The organism is Pseudoalteromonas sp. JSTW, assembly GCF_013423925.1.
GTDB classification, from domain to species: Bacteria; Pseudomonadota; Gammaproteobacteria; order Enterobacterales; family Alteromonadaceae; genus Pseudoalteromonas; species Pseudoalteromonas lipolytica.
In genome coordinates this window covers 2,904,850-2,924,059 of record NZ_CP058972.1, presented here as the reverse complement: position 1 = coordinate 2,924,059, position 19,210 = coordinate 2,904,850, and the positions used below count along the sequence as shown (strand labels likewise).

The 19,210-nt window shown below is 39.8% G+C and carries 23 protein-coding genes; 14 read left to right on the top strand and 9 right to left on the bottom strand.

What is annotated here, in order from left to right; all coding sequences use genetic code 11:
- Window positions 1-11 precede the first annotated feature (11 nt).
- The 6 genes from GZH31_RS13210 to GZH31_RS13185 are packed head-to-tail and all read left to right on the top strand — an operon-like array spanning window position 12 to window position 2,557.
- Window positions 12-365, top strand: coding sequence for a cupredoxin domain-containing protein (locus GZH31_RS13210; RefSeq protein ID WP_045979597.1), 354 nt, complete (start codon window positions 12-14; stop codon window positions 363-365).
- A gap of 9 nt (window positions 366-374) precedes the next feature.
- The gene (locus tag GZH31_RS13205) at window positions 375-710 is read left to right on the top strand and encodes a DUF2933 domain-containing protein (protein ID WP_016708242.1); all 336 of its coding nucleotides are present in this window, start codon (window positions 375-377) and stop codon (window positions 708-710) included.
- Complete coding sequence (locus GZH31_RS13200; RefSeq protein WP_016708241.1) at window positions 703-1,368, top strand: isoprenylcysteine carboxylmethyltransferase family protein; 666 nt, start codon at window positions 703-705, stop codon at window positions 1,366-1,368. Before GZH31_RS13205 ends, GZH31_RS13200 begins: the two co-directional genes overlap by 8 nt.
- On the top strand, window positions 1,352-1,774 hold the full coding sequence (locus GZH31_RS13195) for a hypothetical protein (RefSeq protein ID WP_016708240.1): 423 nt from the start codon (window positions 1,352-1,354) through the stop codon (window positions 1,772-1,774). Before GZH31_RS13200 ends, GZH31_RS13195 begins: the two co-directional genes overlap by 17 nt.
- Before the next feature lie 10 nt (window positions 1,775-1,784).
- Window positions 1,785-2,156, top strand: a complete 372-nt coding sequence (locus tag GZH31_RS13190) for a hypothetical protein (RefSeq protein WP_016708239.1) — start codon at window positions 1,785-1,787, stop codon at window positions 2,154-2,156.
- A 50-nt stretch (window positions 2,157-2,206) separates the two neighbouring features.
- Window positions 2,207-2,557, top strand: coding sequence for a hypothetical protein (locus GZH31_RS13185; protein ID WP_004589646.1), 351 nt, complete (start codon window positions 2,207-2,209; stop codon window positions 2,555-2,557).
- 217 nt (window positions 2,558-2,774) lie between these two features.
- Here the strand turns inward: GZH31_RS13185 and GZH31_RS13180 are convergent, their stop codons facing one another.
- Window positions 2,775-3,506, bottom strand: coding sequence for a MauE/DoxX family redox-associated membrane protein (locus GZH31_RS13180; RefSeq protein ID WP_016708238.1), 732 nt, complete (start codon window positions 3,504-3,506; stop codon window positions 2,775-2,777).
- Between the two features lies 1 nt (window position 3,507).
- Window positions 3,508-4,029 carry a DUF305 domain-containing protein gene (locus GZH31_RS13175; RefSeq protein ID WP_016708237.1) on the bottom strand — a complete coding sequence of 174 codons (522 nt, stop codon included), beginning with the start codon at window positions 4,027-4,029 and terminating at the stop codon, window positions 3,508-3,510.
- Window positions 4,030-4,685: 656 nt separating this feature from the next.
- On the opposite strand from GZH31_RS13175, the gene GZH31_RS20120 reads away from it, so the two are divergent.
- A complete protein-coding gene (locus tag GZH31_RS20120) occupies window positions 4,686-4,847 on the top strand; it encodes a hypothetical protein (RefSeq protein WP_353956868.1) in 162 nt (53 codons plus the stop codon).
- A gap of 5 nt (window positions 4,848-4,852) precedes the next feature.
- Window positions 4,853-5,044, top strand: a complete 192-nt coding sequence (locus GZH31_RS13170; RefSeq protein ID WP_227006812.1) for a cupredoxin domain-containing protein — start codon at window positions 4,853-4,855, stop codon at window positions 5,042-5,044.
- Window positions 5,045-5,135: 91 nt separating this feature from the next.
- Here GZH31_RS13170 and GZH31_RS13165 read toward each other — a convergent pair whose 3' ends face one another.
- The 7 genes from GZH31_RS13165 to GZH31_RS13135 all read right to left on the bottom strand — a co-directional run bounded on the left by GZH31_RS13165 (window position 5,136) and on the right by GZH31_RS13135 (window position 13,310).
- On the bottom strand, window positions 5,136-8,246 hold the full coding sequence (locus GZH31_RS13165) for an efflux RND transporter permease subunit (RefSeq protein WP_016708236.1): 3,111 nt from the start codon (window positions 8,244-8,246) through the stop codon (window positions 5,136-5,138).
- 54 nt (window positions 8,247-8,300) lie between these two features.
- Complete coding sequence (locus GZH31_RS13160) at window positions 8,301-9,215, bottom strand: efflux RND transporter periplasmic adaptor subunit (RefSeq protein WP_016708235.1); 915 nt, start codon at window positions 9,213-9,215, stop codon at window positions 8,301-8,303.
- Window positions 9,216-9,217: 2 nt separating this feature from the next.
- Window positions 9,218-10,540 carry a TolC family protein gene (locus GZH31_RS13155; protein ID WP_231387283.1) on the bottom strand — a complete coding sequence of 441 codons (1,323 nt, stop codon included), beginning with the start codon at window positions 10,538-10,540 and terminating at the stop codon, window positions 9,218-9,220.
- Window positions 10,541-10,615: 75 nt separating this feature from the next.
- On the bottom strand, window positions 10,616-10,948 hold the full coding sequence (locus GZH31_RS13150) for a hypothetical protein (RefSeq protein WP_227006811.1): 333 nt from the start codon (window positions 10,946-10,948) through the stop codon (window positions 10,616-10,618).
- Window positions 10,949-11,023: 75 nt separating this feature from the next.
- Complete coding sequence (locus tag GZH31_RS13145) at window positions 11,024-11,923, bottom strand: cation diffusion facilitator family transporter (RefSeq protein ID WP_016708232.1); 900 nt, start codon at window positions 11,921-11,923, stop codon at window positions 11,024-11,026.
- Window positions 11,916-12,644, bottom strand: a complete 729-nt coding sequence (locus GZH31_RS13140; protein ID WP_016708231.1) for a transglutaminase family protein — start codon at window positions 12,642-12,644, stop codon at window positions 11,916-11,918. Before GZH31_RS13140 ends, GZH31_RS13145 begins: the two co-directional genes overlap by 8 nt.
- A gap of 12 nt (window positions 12,645-12,656) precedes the next feature.
- Window positions 12,657-13,310 carry a cation transporter gene (locus GZH31_RS13135; protein WP_016708230.1) on the bottom strand — a complete coding sequence of 218 codons (654 nt, stop codon included), beginning with the start codon at window positions 13,308-13,310 and terminating at the stop codon, window positions 12,657-12,659.
- An 82-nt stretch (window positions 13,311-13,392) separates the two neighbouring features.
- On the opposite strand from GZH31_RS13135, the gene cadR reads away from it, so the two are divergent.
- The 6 genes from cadR to qatD all read left to right on the top strand — a co-directional run bounded on the left by cadR (window position 13,393) and on the right by qatD (window position 19,205).
- Entirely contained in the window at window positions 13,393-13,782 is a 390-nt protein-coding gene (gene cadR / locus GZH31_RS13130) for a Cd(II)/Pb(II)-responsive transcriptional regulator (RefSeq protein ID WP_016708229.1), read from the top strand.
- A 131-nt stretch (window positions 13,783-13,913) separates the two neighbouring features.
- Complete coding sequence (locus tag GZH31_RS13125) at window positions 13,914-14,537, top strand: recombinase family protein (RefSeq protein WP_016708228.1); 624 nt, start codon at window positions 13,914-13,916, stop codon at window positions 14,535-14,537.
- Window positions 14,501-16,261 carry a P-loop NTPase fold protein gene (locus GZH31_RS13120; RefSeq protein ID WP_016708227.1) on the top strand — a complete coding sequence of 587 codons (1,761 nt, stop codon included), beginning with the start codon at window positions 14,501-14,503 and terminating at the stop codon, window positions 16,259-16,261. The genes GZH31_RS13125 and GZH31_RS13120 overlap by 37 nt, the downstream gene beginning before the upstream one ends.
- A gap of 1 nt (window position 16,262) precedes the next feature.
- Window positions 16,263-17,150 (top strand): hypothetical protein, encoded by an 888-nt coding sequence (locus tag GZH31_RS13115; protein WP_016708226.1) that lies wholly within the window; start codon window positions 16,263-16,265, stop codon window positions 17,148-17,150.
- Window positions 17,143-18,477: a Qat anti-phage system QueC-like protein QatC gene (gene qatC, locus GZH31_RS13110; protein ID WP_180311081.1), complete on the top strand. Its 1,335-nt coding sequence runs from the start codon at window positions 17,143-17,145 to the stop codon at window positions 18,475-18,477. The genes GZH31_RS13115 and qatC overlap by 8 nt, the downstream gene beginning before the upstream one ends.
- Complete coding sequence (qatD, locus tag GZH31_RS13105) at window positions 18,474-19,205, top strand: Qat anti-phage system TatD family nuclease QatD (protein ID WP_180311080.1); 732 nt, start codon at window positions 18,474-18,476, stop codon at window positions 19,203-19,205. The genes qatC and qatD overlap by 4 nt, the downstream gene beginning before the upstream one ends.
- The last annotated feature ends 5 nt before the right edge of the window (window positions 19,206-19,210 follow it).

Below are 19,210 nucleotides of genomic sequence, written 5' to 3'. Positions count from 1 at the left end.
GGAGAAGAGCGATGATGTTAATTAACTTATTAGGCTTAATGTTAATCGCGCTGATTGTTTGGTGGTTTTGGCTATATAAACCCAATAAAACAATCGTTCAAGGTAATGAAGTACTCATTGAAGTGAGGGATGGCGTGTATTCCCCATCCTCAATTCAGGTGTCTGCTAGCCAACCTGTTACCTTGAAGTTTATACGCAAAGATCAATCCCCCTGCGCTGAAACAATGCTTATTCCTTCATTGGATATAAGCGAACAGCTTAAGTTAAATGAAATTACTCAAATTACCTTATTAAACTTGTCACCGGGAGAGCATGAGTTTCACTGTCAGATGCAAATGTATCGCGGTGTCTTAAAAGTCGTTTAGGAGGGCAATATGAAAAATCAACACCCTAATTTTTGGTCAACACCTACAGGCTGGGCTGCACTGGCACTTATTGCCGCAGTGACCTACTTCTTAGTGCTTGAGCATGGTCAACATACGCTGCAATTTCTTCCCTACTTGATTTTATTGCTATGCCCCTTGATGCACGTATTTATGCATGGCAGTCATGGTAAACATGGTCACGATCATTCACATGCGCCTGATGAAAAAAAGGAAGAGAGCTTTCAAGAACTCACGGATAAAAATGCAGCCTATCGCGATGGCTACATACAAGGCTTAGAAAAGGCACGTAAGGAATCACATAAAAAGGAGAGCAGTGATGAATGAAACATATGATTATGGCTTATGGTCAATGGTGATACTGAACTCAGCAATTTTTATCTTTTTTGCCTTTAGTTTTGTCAAACCAAAAACATCAACTGATTGGAGAAGTCTAAGCGCGTTCTCTGCCTTTATTGTTGCCCTATTTACTGAAATGTATGGCTTTCCTTTAACTATCTATTTTCTGTCGGGGTGGCTGACGGAGACCTATCCAGAAGTAAATTTCTTTGCGCATGAAAATGGGCATTTATTACATACTTTCTTTGGATTTCAAGGTGATGCCCATTGGGACCCATTTCATATAGTGAGTATGGTGTTTATTGTTGCAGGTTTCTTTATGTTGTCTTCAGCATGGAATGTATTGCATCACGCGCAAAAACATCATCAATTGGCTACAACTGGATGGTATGCAAGATGTCGCCACCCACAGTATGTAGCTTTCATTCTAATCATGTTCGGCTTTTTATTGCAGTGGCCGACAATCCCAACACTTGCGATGTTTCCGATCTTAGTCGTTGTTTACGTCAAGCTAGCGAAACGCGAAGAAGCACAGGCGATTGCTGAATTTGGTTCGGAGTACCACAGGTATATGGAATCGACACCAAGTTGGATCCCAAGTTTTAATAAAAGTGTAGAAGGTAAAAATCATGAAAACGTTAATTAAATCAATTTTATTTATTGGTTCACTACTGATAACCACTAGCTTATTTGCCCAAAACAATGAGCATAAACATGAAGGTGCGAACAAAGCTGGTATGCATCAAGGCATGACAATACCACATGAGAACATGGGAGAAATGCATAAAAAGATGATGGAAATGAAAAAGGAAGTCCATGCCATTAAAACTGAAAAAGATCCTGACAAGCAACAGCAGATGATGGTTGAACATCACCGTTCAATGATGAAGATGATGCAATCCATGCACAAAAACATGGAAGAAATGCCAATGCATCAACAAATCAAGATGACTGAACATCATTTAGAAATGATGGAGAACATGATGCCGCAGATGAACCGGAAAATGGAAGAAATGAAAGATAGCAATCAACAGCATTCACACAAACATTAGGAGAAAAATTATGAGCGATTTAGATCATAGAGTTGGCGTTAGAGAGCAAAATTTAGTTGTTCGAAATCTAAAGCTTAGCCATGTCACAGAAGAAAGCTGTGACGAGTTAGTAAAAGAAATAGATCAGCTTTTTGGTATAGATGAAGTTAGTTACAACATCAAAGAAGGTGAAATACACCTTGCCTATGATGCCGCAAACGTAAGCCTTGATGGGATTGAGGAGGTAATCCGTAAGTATGGCGCAGATGTTCATGATGATTGGTGGACACATACTAAAGAAAGTTACTATAAATTTGTTGATCAGAACATCAAAGATAACTCTGTTCATAAGCCTTGGAGTTGTCATCAAGCACCTTCGGGGGCTGGCCGGAAAAACAAATGAATTCATAAAAAAGTGTATAGATAATTAGTTAGTCAAATGAGGTAACAGTGATGAAAACACCCTATATAAAAGCTCTTTTATTGCTTACATTCGGTTTATATTTAGTGGGTTGTTCCAATACCACTTTTTATCATAAATACATGATGAGAGGTCAGGTAGTAGAAAGTTCTGATAATCGAACTCTAATCTGTATTGGTGCTAAGCATGGCGCAGAGGTTGGGCAAAAATACAGTGTTATTAGATTCCATGAAAGAATAGTATTGAGTGAAGGTGAAGATCCCTACACTATCGAAAAGGTAGGAACGGTACAAATTACTAAAATTGTGAATGATCATTTCGCAACTGTAAAGCTAGTGTCTGGTGACATTGCAGCGAAAGATATGGTGGAACTTGAAAACTAATAAAGTGGTGGCGAAAGCCACCACAAGAGCATAACAATAAAACTTAATGAAAAAGCTTTAGTGTTATTTTGTACAACCTTTGAGATTGTTTGCTCAGTTCTGGTTATCTTGATGCCAGTACGACAGAAAAAAATGTTACATATGGATTAGAAAGGTGTGGGCTGGCATCCTAGGTCTAATCTTAACAGTTAAGGGGCCGCCGAATAGAGCTATACCTTTACATCAGCAGCATAATCAATGCTCCCGCGATCATAAATAAGTTTTCAGATAGCGATACAAATCCAAGTGGCACACTGCTATCGCCGCCTACACAGGCACACTTTAACTGGCGTTTGTCAATGTAAACGGCTTTGAAAACTGAAATTGCTCCAACTGTGCCGATAAACAATGAAAATGGTGCCACTGCGAGAGGCTGTAGTTGGGCAACCATACCAATACCTGCATATGCTTCAATGAAGGGATAAATATAACCATATCTTATCCATCTCATCGCTAGTAAATCATAAGTAATAAACGAATTTGTGAAACTGTATAGGTCTTTCAGTTTTTGCACCGCTAAGAGCGTCATTGAAAAAGCTATAAATAGCATCAGTGTTCTGATGGAGATAAATGAGCCGGAAGCAAAATGTTGAGATGCGACAGCAAGAAGTGCAGCTATCGAGAAAATGGCTACAACTGGCGTGTAGGTTGTGCCAGTTTGACCTGCTTCATCTTTACCAAAATACTCTCTTAAGTCATCGTATCCTCCGACACGCTTTCCTTCAATAAAGGTTTGTGGCGTAGTTTTGACATCATGCTTATCTTTGAAGTCATCAGCTTGTTGTCTTGACGTGAGCTTATGATCTTCTACATCATACCCTTGCCTCTCCAGCAAATCTTTCGACCTTAAACCATAGGGGCAGATATGTTCGTCAGTGACCATTCTGTACAGGGTAGCTGTCTTAGTCATCTTAGCCTCCTTTGTTCAGTGTGCCTTCAAACTTTGGGAGCGGTCGTTGCTCAGCCTGAGCTTGTGAGCTGACCTTTCCATTTTCAGAAATATCCTTAATCAGCCATTCCATTTCTTTTATTTCTTTTCGTTGGGCTTTAATAATACCATTTGCCAATTCACGCACGCGTACATCCTCCAAAGTTGAATGCTCACTAGTAAGAATAGCAATGGAGTGATGAGGAATCATCGCTTTCATGTAGGCAGTGTCAGAAATTGTGCTTTGAGAGCGAACAAGATAAAGACATATGGCGAACAGTATTGTCGCCAATAGAAAAATAGCCATGTTGAGCTTCTTGTTACTGTACATGCCAAGCATAAAGGCCAGCATGATCATTGCCATACCTGCTCCCATATACAACGACATATAGATACGCGTTTCACTAAACCATATATGTGATACTGCGTAAGTGTTGAGATACATCATGACAAACATAGCAATGGTTGAGGTGATGATCATTGCAGCAAATCTTGAGTATTTCATAAGTAATCCTTACATTGATAGTGTAAATATTTCCCACTGTTAGCCTATTATTCTCTACATGTGGTCATGTTCTCGAAAAATTGCAAGTAATGAGCCAGTATCAATAAGAGTATTTGTAATACGATTGACTCAATTTCAGCGCAATTATTGTGAATCAGTACTAATCTACACATTTCGGTGTAAGAGTTTATGGGCAAAAAATCTTCTTTGAAGGAGATCAAATCAGCTTATATTTAGAGTTTGAGTTTTGAACTTGTGATAGACACAGGCGGAATTGGCTTTAGTTAACAATCTAATGTGGGAACTCAAAGTACTACAAGCTGAGCTTCAACAAATGTAAGCTCGTGTACAAGTGAAGACACAGTTAAAGCATGTGGAAGAATTAATCTTGATAGTTAGAGTTGTCATTTATTTCACTTTTTAAATGAACGAATATTGATCTTTTATCTCGTTCATGTTCGAAAGCTAAAAGTTTCCTACACATGAAAGTGGTTTTGCAAGAGTATCTACTAGAGAACAAGATTTGAATGCTCAACTGTTCAGTTGGGCTATTATGGTTGTAAAAAAATATTATAAGGCAATGTGTCTGGTACTTCGGTTAGAAATGAAAAAAGTTAAAGAAGCTAATCGATTTCATCAGGTAGGGTGATGAGGTAATAGTTACTCGCCTTGATCGGCTAGGCCGATCATTAAAGTCTATTCTTGAGGACATTGAAAGTACTCACAAACGGGGCGATTGTTCAAAGATTATTAATGGTTCTGTCAGTACAAAAAATGATAATCCGTTTACCAGTTTCATTCATAATCTGCGCAATTAGCAATAATGACGTGCGTTCATAACGGTCATAAAGAGCAATCCCCCTGCGCTGAAATAATGCTTATTCCTTCATTGGATATAAGCGAACAGCTTAAGTTAAATGAAATTACTCAAATTACCTTATTAAACTTGTCACAGGGAGAGCATGAGTTTCATTGTCAGATACAAATGTATCGCGGCGTCTTAAAAGTAATTTAGTTTTAAATAGGTCTTTTTACACACCTGAACGAGCAAAAGTAACTTAACAAAAGGCTTCTCGAAAACATTACGAGAAGCCTCTAAATTAAAGTTAAGATTTGTATTTACTGTAAACAATTCTATATAGAACAGGCAAAACAACTAAAGTAAGTAAAGTAGAGGAAATAATCCCTCCAATTACCACCGTTGCTAATGGCCTCTGAACTTCAGCCCCAGTTCCGACGTTTAATGCCATAGGAATGAAACCTAAGCTAGCAACCAAAGCGGTCATTAATACAGGGCGAAGCCTGATAGTTGCACCTTCGATAATTGAGTTTATTAGCTCTCCTGTTTCAAGTAATCGCTGTTTAATGAATGACAGCATCACCAGTCCATTTAATACAGCTATCCCTGAAAGAGCGATAAATCCAACAGCAGCAGAAATTGAAAGAGGCATGTCTCTTAACCACAAAGCCAATACGCCGCCTGTAAGTGCTAAAGGCACACCACTAAATATGATCAGGGCATCTTTTATTGAACTAAATGCTATGACAAGCAGTGTCAAAATTACAAACAATGTGGCAGGTACTACGATGGATAATCTTTGCGTTGCACTCTCAAGTTGCTCAAATGTTCCGCCGTACTCAAGCCAATAACCAGCAGGCAATTCAACATTTTGTTGAATTTTTTGCTGTGCCTCTTGTACGAATGAGCCTAGATCTCGGTTTCTAACATTTGCTGTAATTACAATTCGTCGCTTACCATTTTCTCGGCTTATTTGACTTGGAACTGTCGTATAATTTAACTCTGCAACTTCGCTTACAGGTACAAACTCACCACTTTCTGTCGCGATTGGCAAATTACCTAGCTGATCAAGGTTGGCTCTCAACAGCTCAGGATATCTAACTACAATTTCAAATCGACGATCACCTTCGAATATTAACCCTGCGCCTTCACCTGACACGACTGTTTTTAACCAAGACTGTAAGTCGCTTGCATCCAACCCGTATAGCGCTAATGCTTCAGGCTTGGGGTTAACGGTAAAGATAGGCACGTCATCAACTTGTTCGAGCCGCGCATCAGCAACACCTGAAATTGTATTGAGTGTAGCCAAAACTTCTTGTGCAGAAATGACAAGTTGGGATAGATCATCACCGTAGAGCTTAATCCCTAAATCAGCTCTTACTCCGCTAATTAATTCGTTAAATCGCATCTGAATTGGTTGAGTAAACTCATAATTATTGCCGGGAATAGAGCTGAGATCTTTTTCCAGCCTTTCAACAAAATCCTCTTTCGTTAAATTAGGGTCGGGCCATTGCTCTCTCGGCTTTAATATCAGAAAAGTATCAGTCACATTTGGCGGCATCGCGTCTGTCGCAACTTCTGCTGTGCCCGTTTTTGAAAACACCGTAACAACTTCATCATATTTCATAATTTGTTGTTCAAGTACCTTCTGCATTTCTACAGCTTGGTCAATACCCGTGCCCGGAATACGCATCGCGTGCAGTGCAATGTCACCTTCATTAAGTTGAGGAACAAATTCAGATCCTAATTTACTACCAAGTAATATGCTAAATGTCACAAGTAAAGCAGCGCCGCAAACAACTAGCCAACGTAGTTTTAAAGCCCACTTCAAAACAGGACTATAAACTGACTTAGCGCCGACAATTACTGGACTTTCTTTTTCGCTGATTTTGCCTTTCAAGAATAAAGCAACCGCAGCGGGGACTAGCGTGAAGGTAAATACCATTGCAGACAATAGAGCGATTATCACCGTTGCGGCCATCGGATGAAACATTTTGCCCTCGACACCCGATAAGGTAAACAAAGGTAAATAGACAATCGTTATGATCAATACGCCAAAAACACTAGGTCGTATAACCTCATTGGTAGCAGAATAAACAATGTCTAGGCGTTCTTTCAGGGAAATGACAGAACTATTTCGTTTTTGGCTTTCTGCTAACCGCCTAATGCAGTTCTCAACGATTATTACCGCGCCATCGACAATCAATCCAAAATCTAAGGCTCCCAGACTCATTAAATTCGCAGAGACTTTGCTTTGAACCATGCCCGTGATTGTTGCCAACATTGCCAAAGGAATTACTGCGGCGGTAATCAAAGCGGCGCGTATGTTACCCAGTAATAGGAACAATACGAAGATAACCAGTAATGCACCTTCAATAAGATTTTTCTGTACGGTGCTAATTGCTTTATCAACCAGAGTTGTCCTGTCATATAAGGGAACTATGGACACGCCTTGAGGTAAACTGTTTTGGATTTCACTAAGCTTGTCACCAACAGCCAATGCCACCGAGCGTGAATTTTCTCCTACCAGCATCATTGCGGTGCCAATCACACTTTCCTTGCCTTCCAGTGATGCAGCTCCTGTCCTTAGCTCTTTTCCTATCGCAACTTCGGCGACATCTTTAACTTTTACAAGTGTGCCGTCGTCGCTTTTTATAATGACGTTTTGGATGTCTTGAATAGATTGCAACTGAGCTTGTGAACGAACAAGAATTTGCTGTCCGCTTCTTTCGATGAATCCAGCCCCTTGATTTGCATTATTTCGCATTATTGCATTTGATAGTGCTTCACTGGTAATACCGAAGTGCAACATCCTTAACGGATCGGGATTGATATGGTATTGCTTTTTATAGCCACCAATTGCATTGATTTCCGTAATCCCTTTAACCAATGCAAGTTGTGGTTTCACTACCCAGTCATGGATCTCCCTTAACGCCATCGCATCATAGGGTAAGCCATTATTCTGCTTTGCACTTTCGTCGGCAGTTATACTGTACATGTATATTTCACCGAGGCCCGTAGCAATTGGTCCCATTTCTGGTTCAATGCCAAACGGTAGTTGCTCCTTAATTGCGCTAAGTCGCTCATTGATTAGGTTTCTGGCAAAATACAAATCTGTGCCTTCTTCAAACACAACAGTCACTTGCGACAGGCCATATCGAGAAAGTGAACGGGTATAATCCAGCTTAGGTAAACCCGCCAAGCCCGTTTCGACGATAAACGTAATCCGTTGCTCTGTTTCCAAAGGTGAATAACCTTGAGCCTGCGTGTTTATTTGTACCTGTACATTGGTTATATCTGGCACAGCGTCAATAGGTAGCTTCTGATAGTTCCATATTCCTAAAGCGATGATAAACAAGGCCATAAGCAACATAGTACCACGTCTACGGATAGATAATTCTAGTATCCAAGCGATCATATTTTCACCTCGATAATACTGAAGCCAATATGTAGAGGACAAAAAGGTCGGAGATTAGTGTTCATGTCCAGCCTCCGATTTTTTTAGATCAGCAACTAGCAGATAACTGTTCTTTACAACCACACTTTCGCCGACGTTCAAACCGTCGATGATAGCAATATTGATAGCGTCTGAAGCGCCAGTTTTTACGGCGCTAGGGTGGTATTCATTGCCTTCTTTAATAAAAACAACATCTTTGCCTTCAAACTCTTGAATGGCTCCTTTTGGCACAACAACTGGAGCAGAGTGTTGACTGGTCGTAACCGCACCTTTAATTACAGTGCCAAGCGGCCACTTGTTGGTTTTGTTATCCAATTTTACAAATGCCAATGAGTATGGCTTGTCGTTTAGTGATGGTGTTAAATAGCTAATTTGCGCACTTTGATTAAATTCAGTGCTATGAATTAGCACCTGCTGGTTAGCGTTAACCTTACTTAGCTGAGTAGGAAACACTGATAGTTGTGCCCAAACCACGTCAAAATTGGCTATTGTCAGCAAGTTTTCACCATTTGTAAGCTCGCCAATATTGGCTTGCCTAGCGACTATACGCCCAGACATTGGTGCTTTTATCGAATATTGATTTAAGCTCTCATTGGATTCAATCACTACCAACGTTTCACCTTTTTTGACCTCTTCGCCGAGATTGACTTTTACTTCCTTAATAACACCATCGAATCTAGCGTTAACGTGCGCAAGTGAGGCAGGATCGGCAACGATTTTTCCATATACAACTTCTTCGTTATGAATAACACCGCTAGTTGCTGCTACTGTTTCAATGCTGTTTTGTTTAGCCATCTCAACAGACATAGAGACTATTTCATCTTTGTGTTCTTCACTGGCTGAGGTCGTGATGGAGGTGAAACCAATTACAGCAACAAGCATTAATTTGAAAAGGCTGATTGGTGAATTTAATATATTTTTCTTTTTCATGATTAATTCTCAATAAAGCTTGAAAGTTGGCTTTCTGTATTGCCGGAAGAAATTAATGGAATGCCTGATAAGGACTCAATGGAGGCGCTTTGTTTGTGAACCTCACTTGCGGCAAAAATAAGCGCATATTGCATCTCAATAAGCTCTTTTTGAACTGAAACTAGCTCTAAATAACTAAAGCGCCCGTCCGAATAGGCTTTTTGCACTAATGACAAAGCACTTTCTTGAGGCGGAATAATACTGGTTTGTAAGGTTTCAACCGTAAGGCGAGCCTCTTCCTGAGCCGCATAAAATGTCGCTAATTGGCTGTAAATTGCTCGCTCACTGGCTTTCCGTTGCTGCTCAACTTCATCGAGTTTTGCTTTTTGAGATTGATAGCTGCCTCTATTTCTATCACTCGTAAACAGAGGGACGCTAATTCCTGCAACCAACGCAGTCTCATTGCTACCTTCAAGTCTTTTCACACCTGCGCTCCACGTTATATTAGCGTGGCTTTGTGCGTTGATTGATTGTAATTGAGCTTGCTGAATTCTCGATTGCTCTGCATAAGCTAATATATGAGGACTTTGAGAAAGTTGAGCCATGATGTATTCGAGTGATATTGTTTTGGGAAGTGCAAATAAATCGCCTGATACACGAGAGAATTGCGGTGATTGTTCTCCCCACATAATAGCTAACTTACGAACACTGGCCTCTAACTGCTTGGAAATGGTTAGCGTCTTTAGTCGAGCTGTTGCTAAAGCTGCATCAGCTCGTTTTTGCTCTGATGACGGTGCCGAACCAACACGAACTTTTTTGGAGACAGTTTGATAGGTTTCTCGTGCTAGCTTTTCTGCATTTTCATTGACGAGCATGATTTGCTGTAACGTCAAAACATCGATATAGCGAGCTGCTACTTCACCCAAAATATCGAGTGTTTGTATTCTTTTTTCAACAGCTATTGCTTGCTGTTGGGCATTAACATAAAGCTTTCTGCTATTTACCTTATCTCCCAATTCCACCACGGAAGATATTGATAAGGTAAGTTCAGCGTCGCTGAATCCAGATACATCACCTGTACCTGCAAAGTTTTCCAATTCAGCGCTGACGTTATATTCAGGTTTTAACCCTGCGGTAGCTAACTCGCCGTCTAAACGCTTTTGTTTGTATTTAAAAGCTGTTAGCTGTGGGTTGTTTGCAAGTGTTCGTTGTATTGCCTCTGACAATGAAACTGAATCAACAGTTAAGTCATTTGCAAATACATTATTAGTTGTCACTAAAAACGACAACAGAAGCAACCGTTTTACTTTCTTCCAAGCAAGTACGGGGGCCTTAAAATAAGACATATTCATATTTTGTCCTGTTTATTTTATGAAACGAGCGTTGGCTTCACCGCCTAACGCGCCAATTAAATAAAAGGACTAACTTTTGGGAGGTCGAAGTAATCTGGAAGGGGGAGCTTCAATGACTACTTTTAAATAATCAAATACCTGACTTGATTTGAAATCAATGTCTCTACTGATGTAAACATGCGTAGCAAACTGTACATGCGAGCCATTGCAGTGTCCGCAATGATGACAATCAGCGGGGTTGTGTTGGTCATTATCTGCTGATGATTGTATTAATTTTTCAGAAGAAATGTGGTCATCTAAAGCATGAACATGCTCGGTTTTTATATGCTCGGAATCAACAATATGAACATCAGCAACTTTTGCCACAGCAGAAAATGACTGAAGTAATATCAGCACTATCATGATGTATGCAGGGAATTGTTTAATATTCATTTCGTTTCAACTATCTCTTAGTTATGCCAATGTTAACACTATCGTTTAGCTTGCGTCACGACATTGCTCGTCTATGAACTCTATTTCAATTGTTGTATGAGCAAAATCAAACTCTTTAAGCTCCTGTCGCAACTCTAGCTTGTACGATTTCAGCTCTTCGTTAGATATTTCAGTGTTTAAAACAATATGGGCGGTTAAAACGTTGTGTTCACCATCAAGTGACCAGATGTGTAAGTGATGTACTTCACCCACAATGGCTTTAGAAACTATTTTCGATTTAATATTTTCAATAAGATCAATATCTGGTGTCGCTTGCAAGAAGAGCATAAGTGTCGTTTTCAGTGTTCTTACAACATTAAATAAAATAAAAAGGGTAAACCCAATTGATAAAATAGGATCGAGTATGGGCCATTCAACAAACATCAATACGATTGATACAATAAATATAGCTATCCAACCTAAAACGTCTTCAAGCAAGTGCCAGTTTAAAACTCGTTCATTTAAGGTCTTTCCATGACTTAGCTTATAGGCAGCGTAACCGTTTACCACCATGCCAAAAATAGCTAATAAAAGCATTCCTTCGACTTGAGGCATTTCGGGGTTAGCTAATCTTGGTATGGCCTCAATTAGTATAAAAACAGAACCAACAGTTAATACCAAACCGTTAATCAATGCGCCAAGCAATGAAAAGCGCTTGTAACCATATGAAAACTGGCTAGAGGCAGGCTTGTTACTGAGCTTATTTAATCCCCATGCGGTGCCTATGGAGATGCTATCTCCTAAATCATGGATAGCATCTGCCATGATTGCCGTACTATTGGTTAACCAACCTCCGATAAATTCGATGATGGTAAACGTGAGGTTTAGAAAAAAAGCCCAGCCAATGCGTCTCGAAGCGTCCTCATCATTGTGAGGGTGATCATGACCGTGAGAGTGGTTATGCATGTTGAGCCTCGGCGGTTACATTTTTTCTTCTAAGCCTTTGTACATTCCAATTAATGATATGACGGATAAAGTTTTGGTACGCCCAACGTTTAATACCCGTTAGATTGGTTCCCTGCTCAGCATAGAATTCATCGGGTGAGTCATAAAAGCCAAAGTCGTCGTGTATGCCTTCTTTTTGAATATAAGTATCTTTACCAACCCAGTTCGTCTCTGGGTTACTTATGCAGGTAGTAGCTATTCCATAACCACAAAAATTATCTTTAGCTTGACTGAATTTGGATTGAATTGAACTTAGGTAAGCTTCGTCGAGAATGAAGCCTTCTAAATTGATCCACTTACCTTCATAGAGCACTTCTACCCAGCTATGGATAATGGATTTTGGGGCAAGCCAAAATACATAAGAAGGAATAGCGCCTTTCTGAAGCTGTTGGTCAATCGTGAAACCATGAAATCGGCACTGAATACCAAGCGCTCGGAATAGAGCCATTAACAAGTTTCCCTTGGTATTGCACTGTCCATAGCCATCCGCTAAAACTTCACTCGCAGATATATCATCGCTGCGGTTGTAACCAAACTGAATCTCATCTTTAACAAAGGTGTAAGCAGCTCCTATTGTGTTGTATTCATCCATTGTATTCCAATTCCGATCTGCTATTAGAGATTGGATGCTGTGATCATCTAAGTCTAATATTTGTGTTTTCTCTAAATAATTAGCACTCATTATCCATCTCCTTTAAGAACATGATTTTGATTTACTTCCACTACAGCTATTGTTTTCGCTTGTTAACTCTGCGTTGCTCAGCTCTTTCTTCGCATCAGTAATAATCAGGTAAGCCCCTCTTAAAATTAGGGTTGCAATCACACTACCAATCACAATGTCAGGCCAGCGAGAATCAAGTAGCATCACTAAAACACCAGCAGCAATGACCCCCAAGTTTGCGATCACATCGTTGGCTGAAAATATCCAGCTTGCACGCATATGGACTTCACCATTGCTTTGCATTCTGATTAAAACTAAACAAATGACGTTTGCTATTAATGCTACAAAACCAAAGCCGATCATGAACCAAGAGTGAGGCTCACCTTCTCCGAGTCTTCTTACTATGTCAAAGATTACCAGTATTCCGAGTGTCAGCTGAAAGTAACCGCTGATAAGGGCTGCATTGGCTTTATGCTTTAAAGATCGGCTCACGGCATATAGAGCAATACCATAGACAATTGCGTCAGCCAGCATATCCATTGAATCTGCTATCAAAGCCGTTGAGTTTGCATATAGGCCCACAGTAATCTCAACGCAGAACATAACCGCATTAATACCTAGCAACCAATACAGCACATGTTTTTGTTTCGCATCTTTTAGTTCGACTTCGCAACCACAACCACTCATTGCACGGCCTTAGTTATTTGCTTGATAACTTAACTATAAAGTCTATAGTGACTATAGAGTCAAGATTTAGGACTAAAGTTTTATGAAGATAGGTGAACTTTCAAAAACGACAGGGTGTTCGATACAAACAATTCGGTATTACGAGAAAGAAGGGTTGCTTTCAACTCCTGAACGTACTGAAGGGAATTACAGGTTATACGGTGAACGGGCTTTAAAAGAATTAGAGTTTATAAAGCATTGCCGAAGTTTGGATATCCCTCTAACAGATGTTAAACGCCTTATGGAACTGAAAAATAAGCCAGAAGAAAGCTGTGCAAGTGTTAATAAGCTCATTGCTCAACAATTGGCCTTAGTTAACAATCGAATGAGAGAACTCAAAGCACTAAAAGCTGAGCTTCAACAAATGGCAAGTTTGTGTACAACTGAAAACACCATTGAAGCGTGTGGAATAATTAAGTCACTTGATAGTTAGAATTGTCATTCATTTTCTATCCGTGTTGTGTACGAATAACTATATTTTATTACGTTCATGTACGAAATTTATTTAATGTACTTTCGTTCACTTGATTGTTAAGATGTACGAAAGTTACAGGTTTCGTACATATGAAAGTTGGTTTTGCAAGAGTCTCAACTAAAGAGCAAGATTTAAATATTCAACTGTCCAAGTTGGACGCTCATGGCTGTGAAAAAATATTTCAAGGAAAACAGTCAGGTGCTTCCATTAGAAATGAAGAAAAGCTAAAGGAACTCATCGATTTTATCAGGGAGGGTGATGAGGTAATTGTTACTCGCCTTGATCGGCTAGGCCGATCATTAAAGTCTATTCTTGAGGCTATTGAAAGTATCCACAAAAAGGGGGCTTGTTTAAATATTATCGACGGCTCTCTCAATACTAAAAATGATAATCCGTTTGCCACCGCCATGATCAACCTATGTGGAGTATTCGCTCAACTTGAGCGGGATCTTATAAAAGCCAGAACCGCAGAAGGTCGCGAAGAAGCGAAGGCTAAAGGCAAACATATGGGTAGGTTGCCTGCTTTATCAGACAAACAAGCGAAAGAATTATATAAAGATAAATTAAATGGTGAATCGATCTCTGCATTAGCGAAGAAATATTCTGTTAGCCGCCCGACGGTTCATCGAACTATTGAAAGAATGGAACAAAAAAATAATAAACAAAAGGAGATGTTATGTGGTCTGATAAAGAGTCAAAAATTGACTTCTTAAACTTTAATGAAACGGCTGAGTCGATTAAAGATCTTATCACTGAAAAGGAATTAATGCCTATTAGTATAGGTGTCTTTGGTGATTGGGGCGCTGGAAAATCCACGATTCTTGAACTTACCAAAGCATCTTTGGAAACTGATGAACAAGAATATATCCAAGTGCATTTCGATGCATGGACTTTCCAAGGATACGATGACGCTAAAGCAGCGCTATTAGAAACAATTGCATCTACTTTAGTAAAAAAAGCAGCAGACGATAAAAATCTAAGTGCAAAAGCAATAGAGTTTGCTGGACGAATAGATAAGATCAGACTGATGGGACTGCTAATGAATGGTGGTGCAGCATTAGCTGGTATACCGACTATGGGTGGTATACAGAAGATCATGGGACTATTCAGTGGTGGTGACGATGGTGAACTTGATGTTGATGATGTAAAAGGTGCTGTCGATGGCGCTAAGGATGTTGCGAAGAAAAACAAAGGTTTGATCAAAGATAAGAAATCATTCTCACCTCCTAAAGAAATTAAAGAATTCCGAAAAGCATATTCTGATCTGTTAAAGGAGTTTGATAAGCCACTTATTGTCTATGTCGATAATTTAGATCGCTGCTCTCCATTTAATGCCATTTCAACACTTGAGGCGATCAGATTATTTCTATTTTTACCAAATACCGCATTTGTCATTGCCGCCGATGAAGACATGATCCGTTTGGCAGTACCTGAATATCACAAAGGTGCATCTCAACGACATCAAACTGATTATTTAGACAAGCTTATTCAAATTCCTGTGCATGTACCAAGGCCCGGTGTTCTTGAGATAAGGGCATATTTAATGATGCTCACCGCTCAAGACCACGGAGTGACAGATGCTCAGTTAGAAGCGATAAGATGTGCCCTTGAAGAATCATTAAGGCTTTCTTGGAAACAACCACAAATTACCGTTGATGAGCTTCTTCAGGATCACGATATCGAAAAGCATTCAGGACTCAGAAGCAAATTTGTAGTTGCTGAACAGTTAGCTCCACTATTAGCTGAATCCACAAACATTAACGGTAACCCTCGCATAGTTAAGCGATTACTCAATCAAGTTAAGATGAGAAAGAAAACGGCTCACCGTCGAGGAATGCAGCTTGACGAGAAAACTATCACTAAGCTGGTAATTTTTGAGAGGTGCTTAGGCACTCAGGCTACTAACAAGCTTTATGAATTAATTGATAAGGAAAACGGATATCCAAAAGTTTTAGCGGATCTCGAAAATTCAGAAGTTGAATTTGATGAAATAAAGTTACCTGAAGAGTGGAAACTCGACCTAGCTTTTATTGATAAATGGTCAAAATTACCTCCAATGTTTACTGAGATGGATTTGACCCCAGCGGCATACCTTAGCCGAGAAAGCATTCCAATGGGTGCTGTTAATGCGGTAATGTCGGGAGCTGCTCAAAAACTTGTAGAAGAATTAATGAAGCAAAAGGTAAGGGTCAGTGGCGTTAACTCTACTGCGATTACCACAACTCCGAAGGAAGAGTACATGTCAGTCATGGATGGTTTGATTGAAAACTTTAAGTTGATTGGTGATTGGACCGAAAAACCAACAGGCATCTATGGAGCCGTGTTACTTGCCAAGCAGGATGATAAATGTTGCTTAAGTCTTCTTACATTCTTAAAAAGCTTGCCTCGTCAAAGGTGGCTCAATCCAATCTTAAAAGAACTAGAGGGAATTAAGTAATATGGGTACGTCCGCATCGTCTACAGGACCGAATAACAAGAGTCCGCTAATTCCATCTTGGGCAGAGCAAGGAGATCCCGTCACAATAGAGCCTGCATCAGGTACTGATGGGGATGATCAAACTGGTTCTGATAACAATCAATCTGATGATCAGAATGACCATACCAACGATATTGACAATGACAAGGTTCAACAAGAAATCGGTGGTTCGCCAACAGCAACGCCACCTCCAAATAGGTTTGCCAGCGCCAGAAGAGCATTTGGTAAATATGCACAAACAGGTGGCTCAACCTCAGATCTAAGGCGTTCATTAAAAAGTTACTCTAGAAAAGGCTCTGGCGGAGGTAAAAGCACAAGCCGGAGACTAGCAAGCGGTATAACGGCTGGTTCTGGATTGCTTGGTGTCATGCGTGGCGACACCGTAACGGTTAATAATCAAAGCTTATCATTAGGTGATCTAACTGGGTTATCGACTGACCAAGCAATTGACAAAATTGCTAGTCATTTGGCACCTGATAATGCCGATTCGGATGCTGTAAGAGTTGCGTTGGATTACGCACTAGAAGAAGCACTCCCCGATACAGAAGAATTTGACCCAAACAGTTTTACTGACGAAGTTATTCAAGAAGCCATAGGCTGTTATTTAACAGATCTTATTTTTCAGGATGTGGTTGAAGGCATGGGCAGAGCTTGGTTTCATGTTGAGCCTGCAAGTAAGCATCATCAAATGGAAGTAGAATTAAGGGAATTAATAAAAGTGATCACACAAGAGCAGTTAGACAAAGTAACTAATGGCAACCCTAGTACTATTAGCAAGGAAAATATTACTAAAATTCAAGCTGATGCAATTGCAATGACAGTGGATGAATGGGAGAGTTTTGATGACTAATTTTTATTTTAACCATGACCCAGCTAACTTGCCTGATTTTTCTGAAGACTGTCATCCTGTCCAAATGTTTCACACGCATCAAAATGACATCACTAAGCACAGCTTGGTGTCAAAACAACTACTACAAACAGTTCGTGATTTAGGATTGCATGTAGATGCTGATGCAATAGATCTGATAACAATTGCAACCGCCGTTACCGCCGCTGATACATTTGAATTGAGGGATAATGCAGAAAATGCATGGGCTAGAAAAATGCATTTACATGTTCCTGTTACCGATGAGGATATGTGGAATACTGTTGAGCCTGAACTAAGTTCTTTGCTCAACTTTCTAACGGGCGATCAATGGCAGTTTACTTTTGAAAAAACAACTATGCCGATGCCGACTCCTAAAACAAGTGAGCAAGCGAAAGCAAAAGCAAAATCATTAATTGGACTCAACTCAGTCTGCCTTTTTTCAGGAGGTCTTGACAGCGCAGTTGGTGCAATTGACATTTTAAACGGAGAGTCAGCCTTAAAACCGCTTTTGGTTAGTCACGCTTATCGTGGTGATGGCGCAAAACAGGAAGATATTAAGCATTTATTATCCCCGCCATTCGGCGAATTGTCCTATTCAATGTCTCCTCATATTATCAAGCATTTAGAAGGTAAAACTGACATTAGCATGAGGGGAAGAAGCTTCAACTTCCTAGCTATGGCGGTACTTGGTATATCAGCCTTAAGAAATGCTAATTGCGATAGCAGTATTGAAACTATTGTCGTCCCTGAGAATGGCTATATTTCTATAAATCCACCGCTTACCAGAAGACGGATTGGTAGCCATAGTACTAGAACTACTCATCCTAATTTTCTAAGCAGGCTTGAATCTTTGCTTAGAGACACTGGGTTTCATGTCAAATTTGTAAACCCCTATCAATTCAAAACTAAAGGTGAAATGTTAGCGGAATGTGTTGATCAAGACGCAATTAGAAAAGCTGTTCCTCTGAGTGTTTCATGTAGTCATTGGCACAGAGAGCATAAACAGTGTGGACATTGTGTACCTTGTCTTATTCGAAGAGCGTCAGTTTTTCATGCTGGTTTTACACAAGATGCGCCATACAAGACAAAGAGGTTGAAAGGGCTTATGAAAGAAAAAGATACGCGTGATGATCTTCAAGCGGTTCAAACAGCCATTATTAGATTGAAACAATCCGATAACTATCGTTCTTGGCTTCGAAAGTCAGGACCAATACCACAAGAAAAAGATATACGAGAAAAATTAGAATCAACTATTAAGCGAGGATTGGCAGAGGTTGAATTATTTCTCCAAGCGGATAAATCATCATGATGGATCTTCATTGCCATGTTGATTTATATCCAGATTATCAAGAGGTATTGAACGACATAAAAAGCAGTAATTATTACGTGCTATCAGTAACTACGGTGCCGTCAGCTTTTGAAGGTACTGTCCAGTTAACAAGTGACATAAAACACTGTAAAACGGCTTTGGGTCTGCACCCTCAACTTGCTCATCTAAGAAAAAATGAATTAGCACTATTCGATAAGCTAGTTGATAGAACTAGATATATTGGAGAAATTGGGCTGGATGGCTCAAAAGGTTATGCTGATTACTTTGATGATCAATTAGAGGTTTTTACGCATATTTTGAAAAAATGTGAAGGCTTTGATAACAAAATATTAACTATCCATAGTCTCAACGCGACAGGTGAAGTACTTGAACAACTTAAGTTATACCCCAATGCTGGTACTGCCATTCTTCATTGGTTTTTAGGTACTAAGAAGCAAGTTCTAGAAGCCGTCGAGCTAGGCTGTTTCTTTTCTATTGGGCCAGCCATGCTTACTTCAGCCAGAGCTAAAAAAGTAATATCGTGGATACCTCAAGATAGGATTTTACTCGAAACTGATGGCCCTTTCGCCAAAGTGGCGGGGAATATTCTGTTTCCTTCAAGTGTTGGCACTGTTACTGAATATCTGGCTGAAATTTGGTGTAAAAATAAGGCTTCGATAATTGAGCAACTGTCAGCAAACCTTAGGTGTTTAACATCAGTCAAGTAACTAAT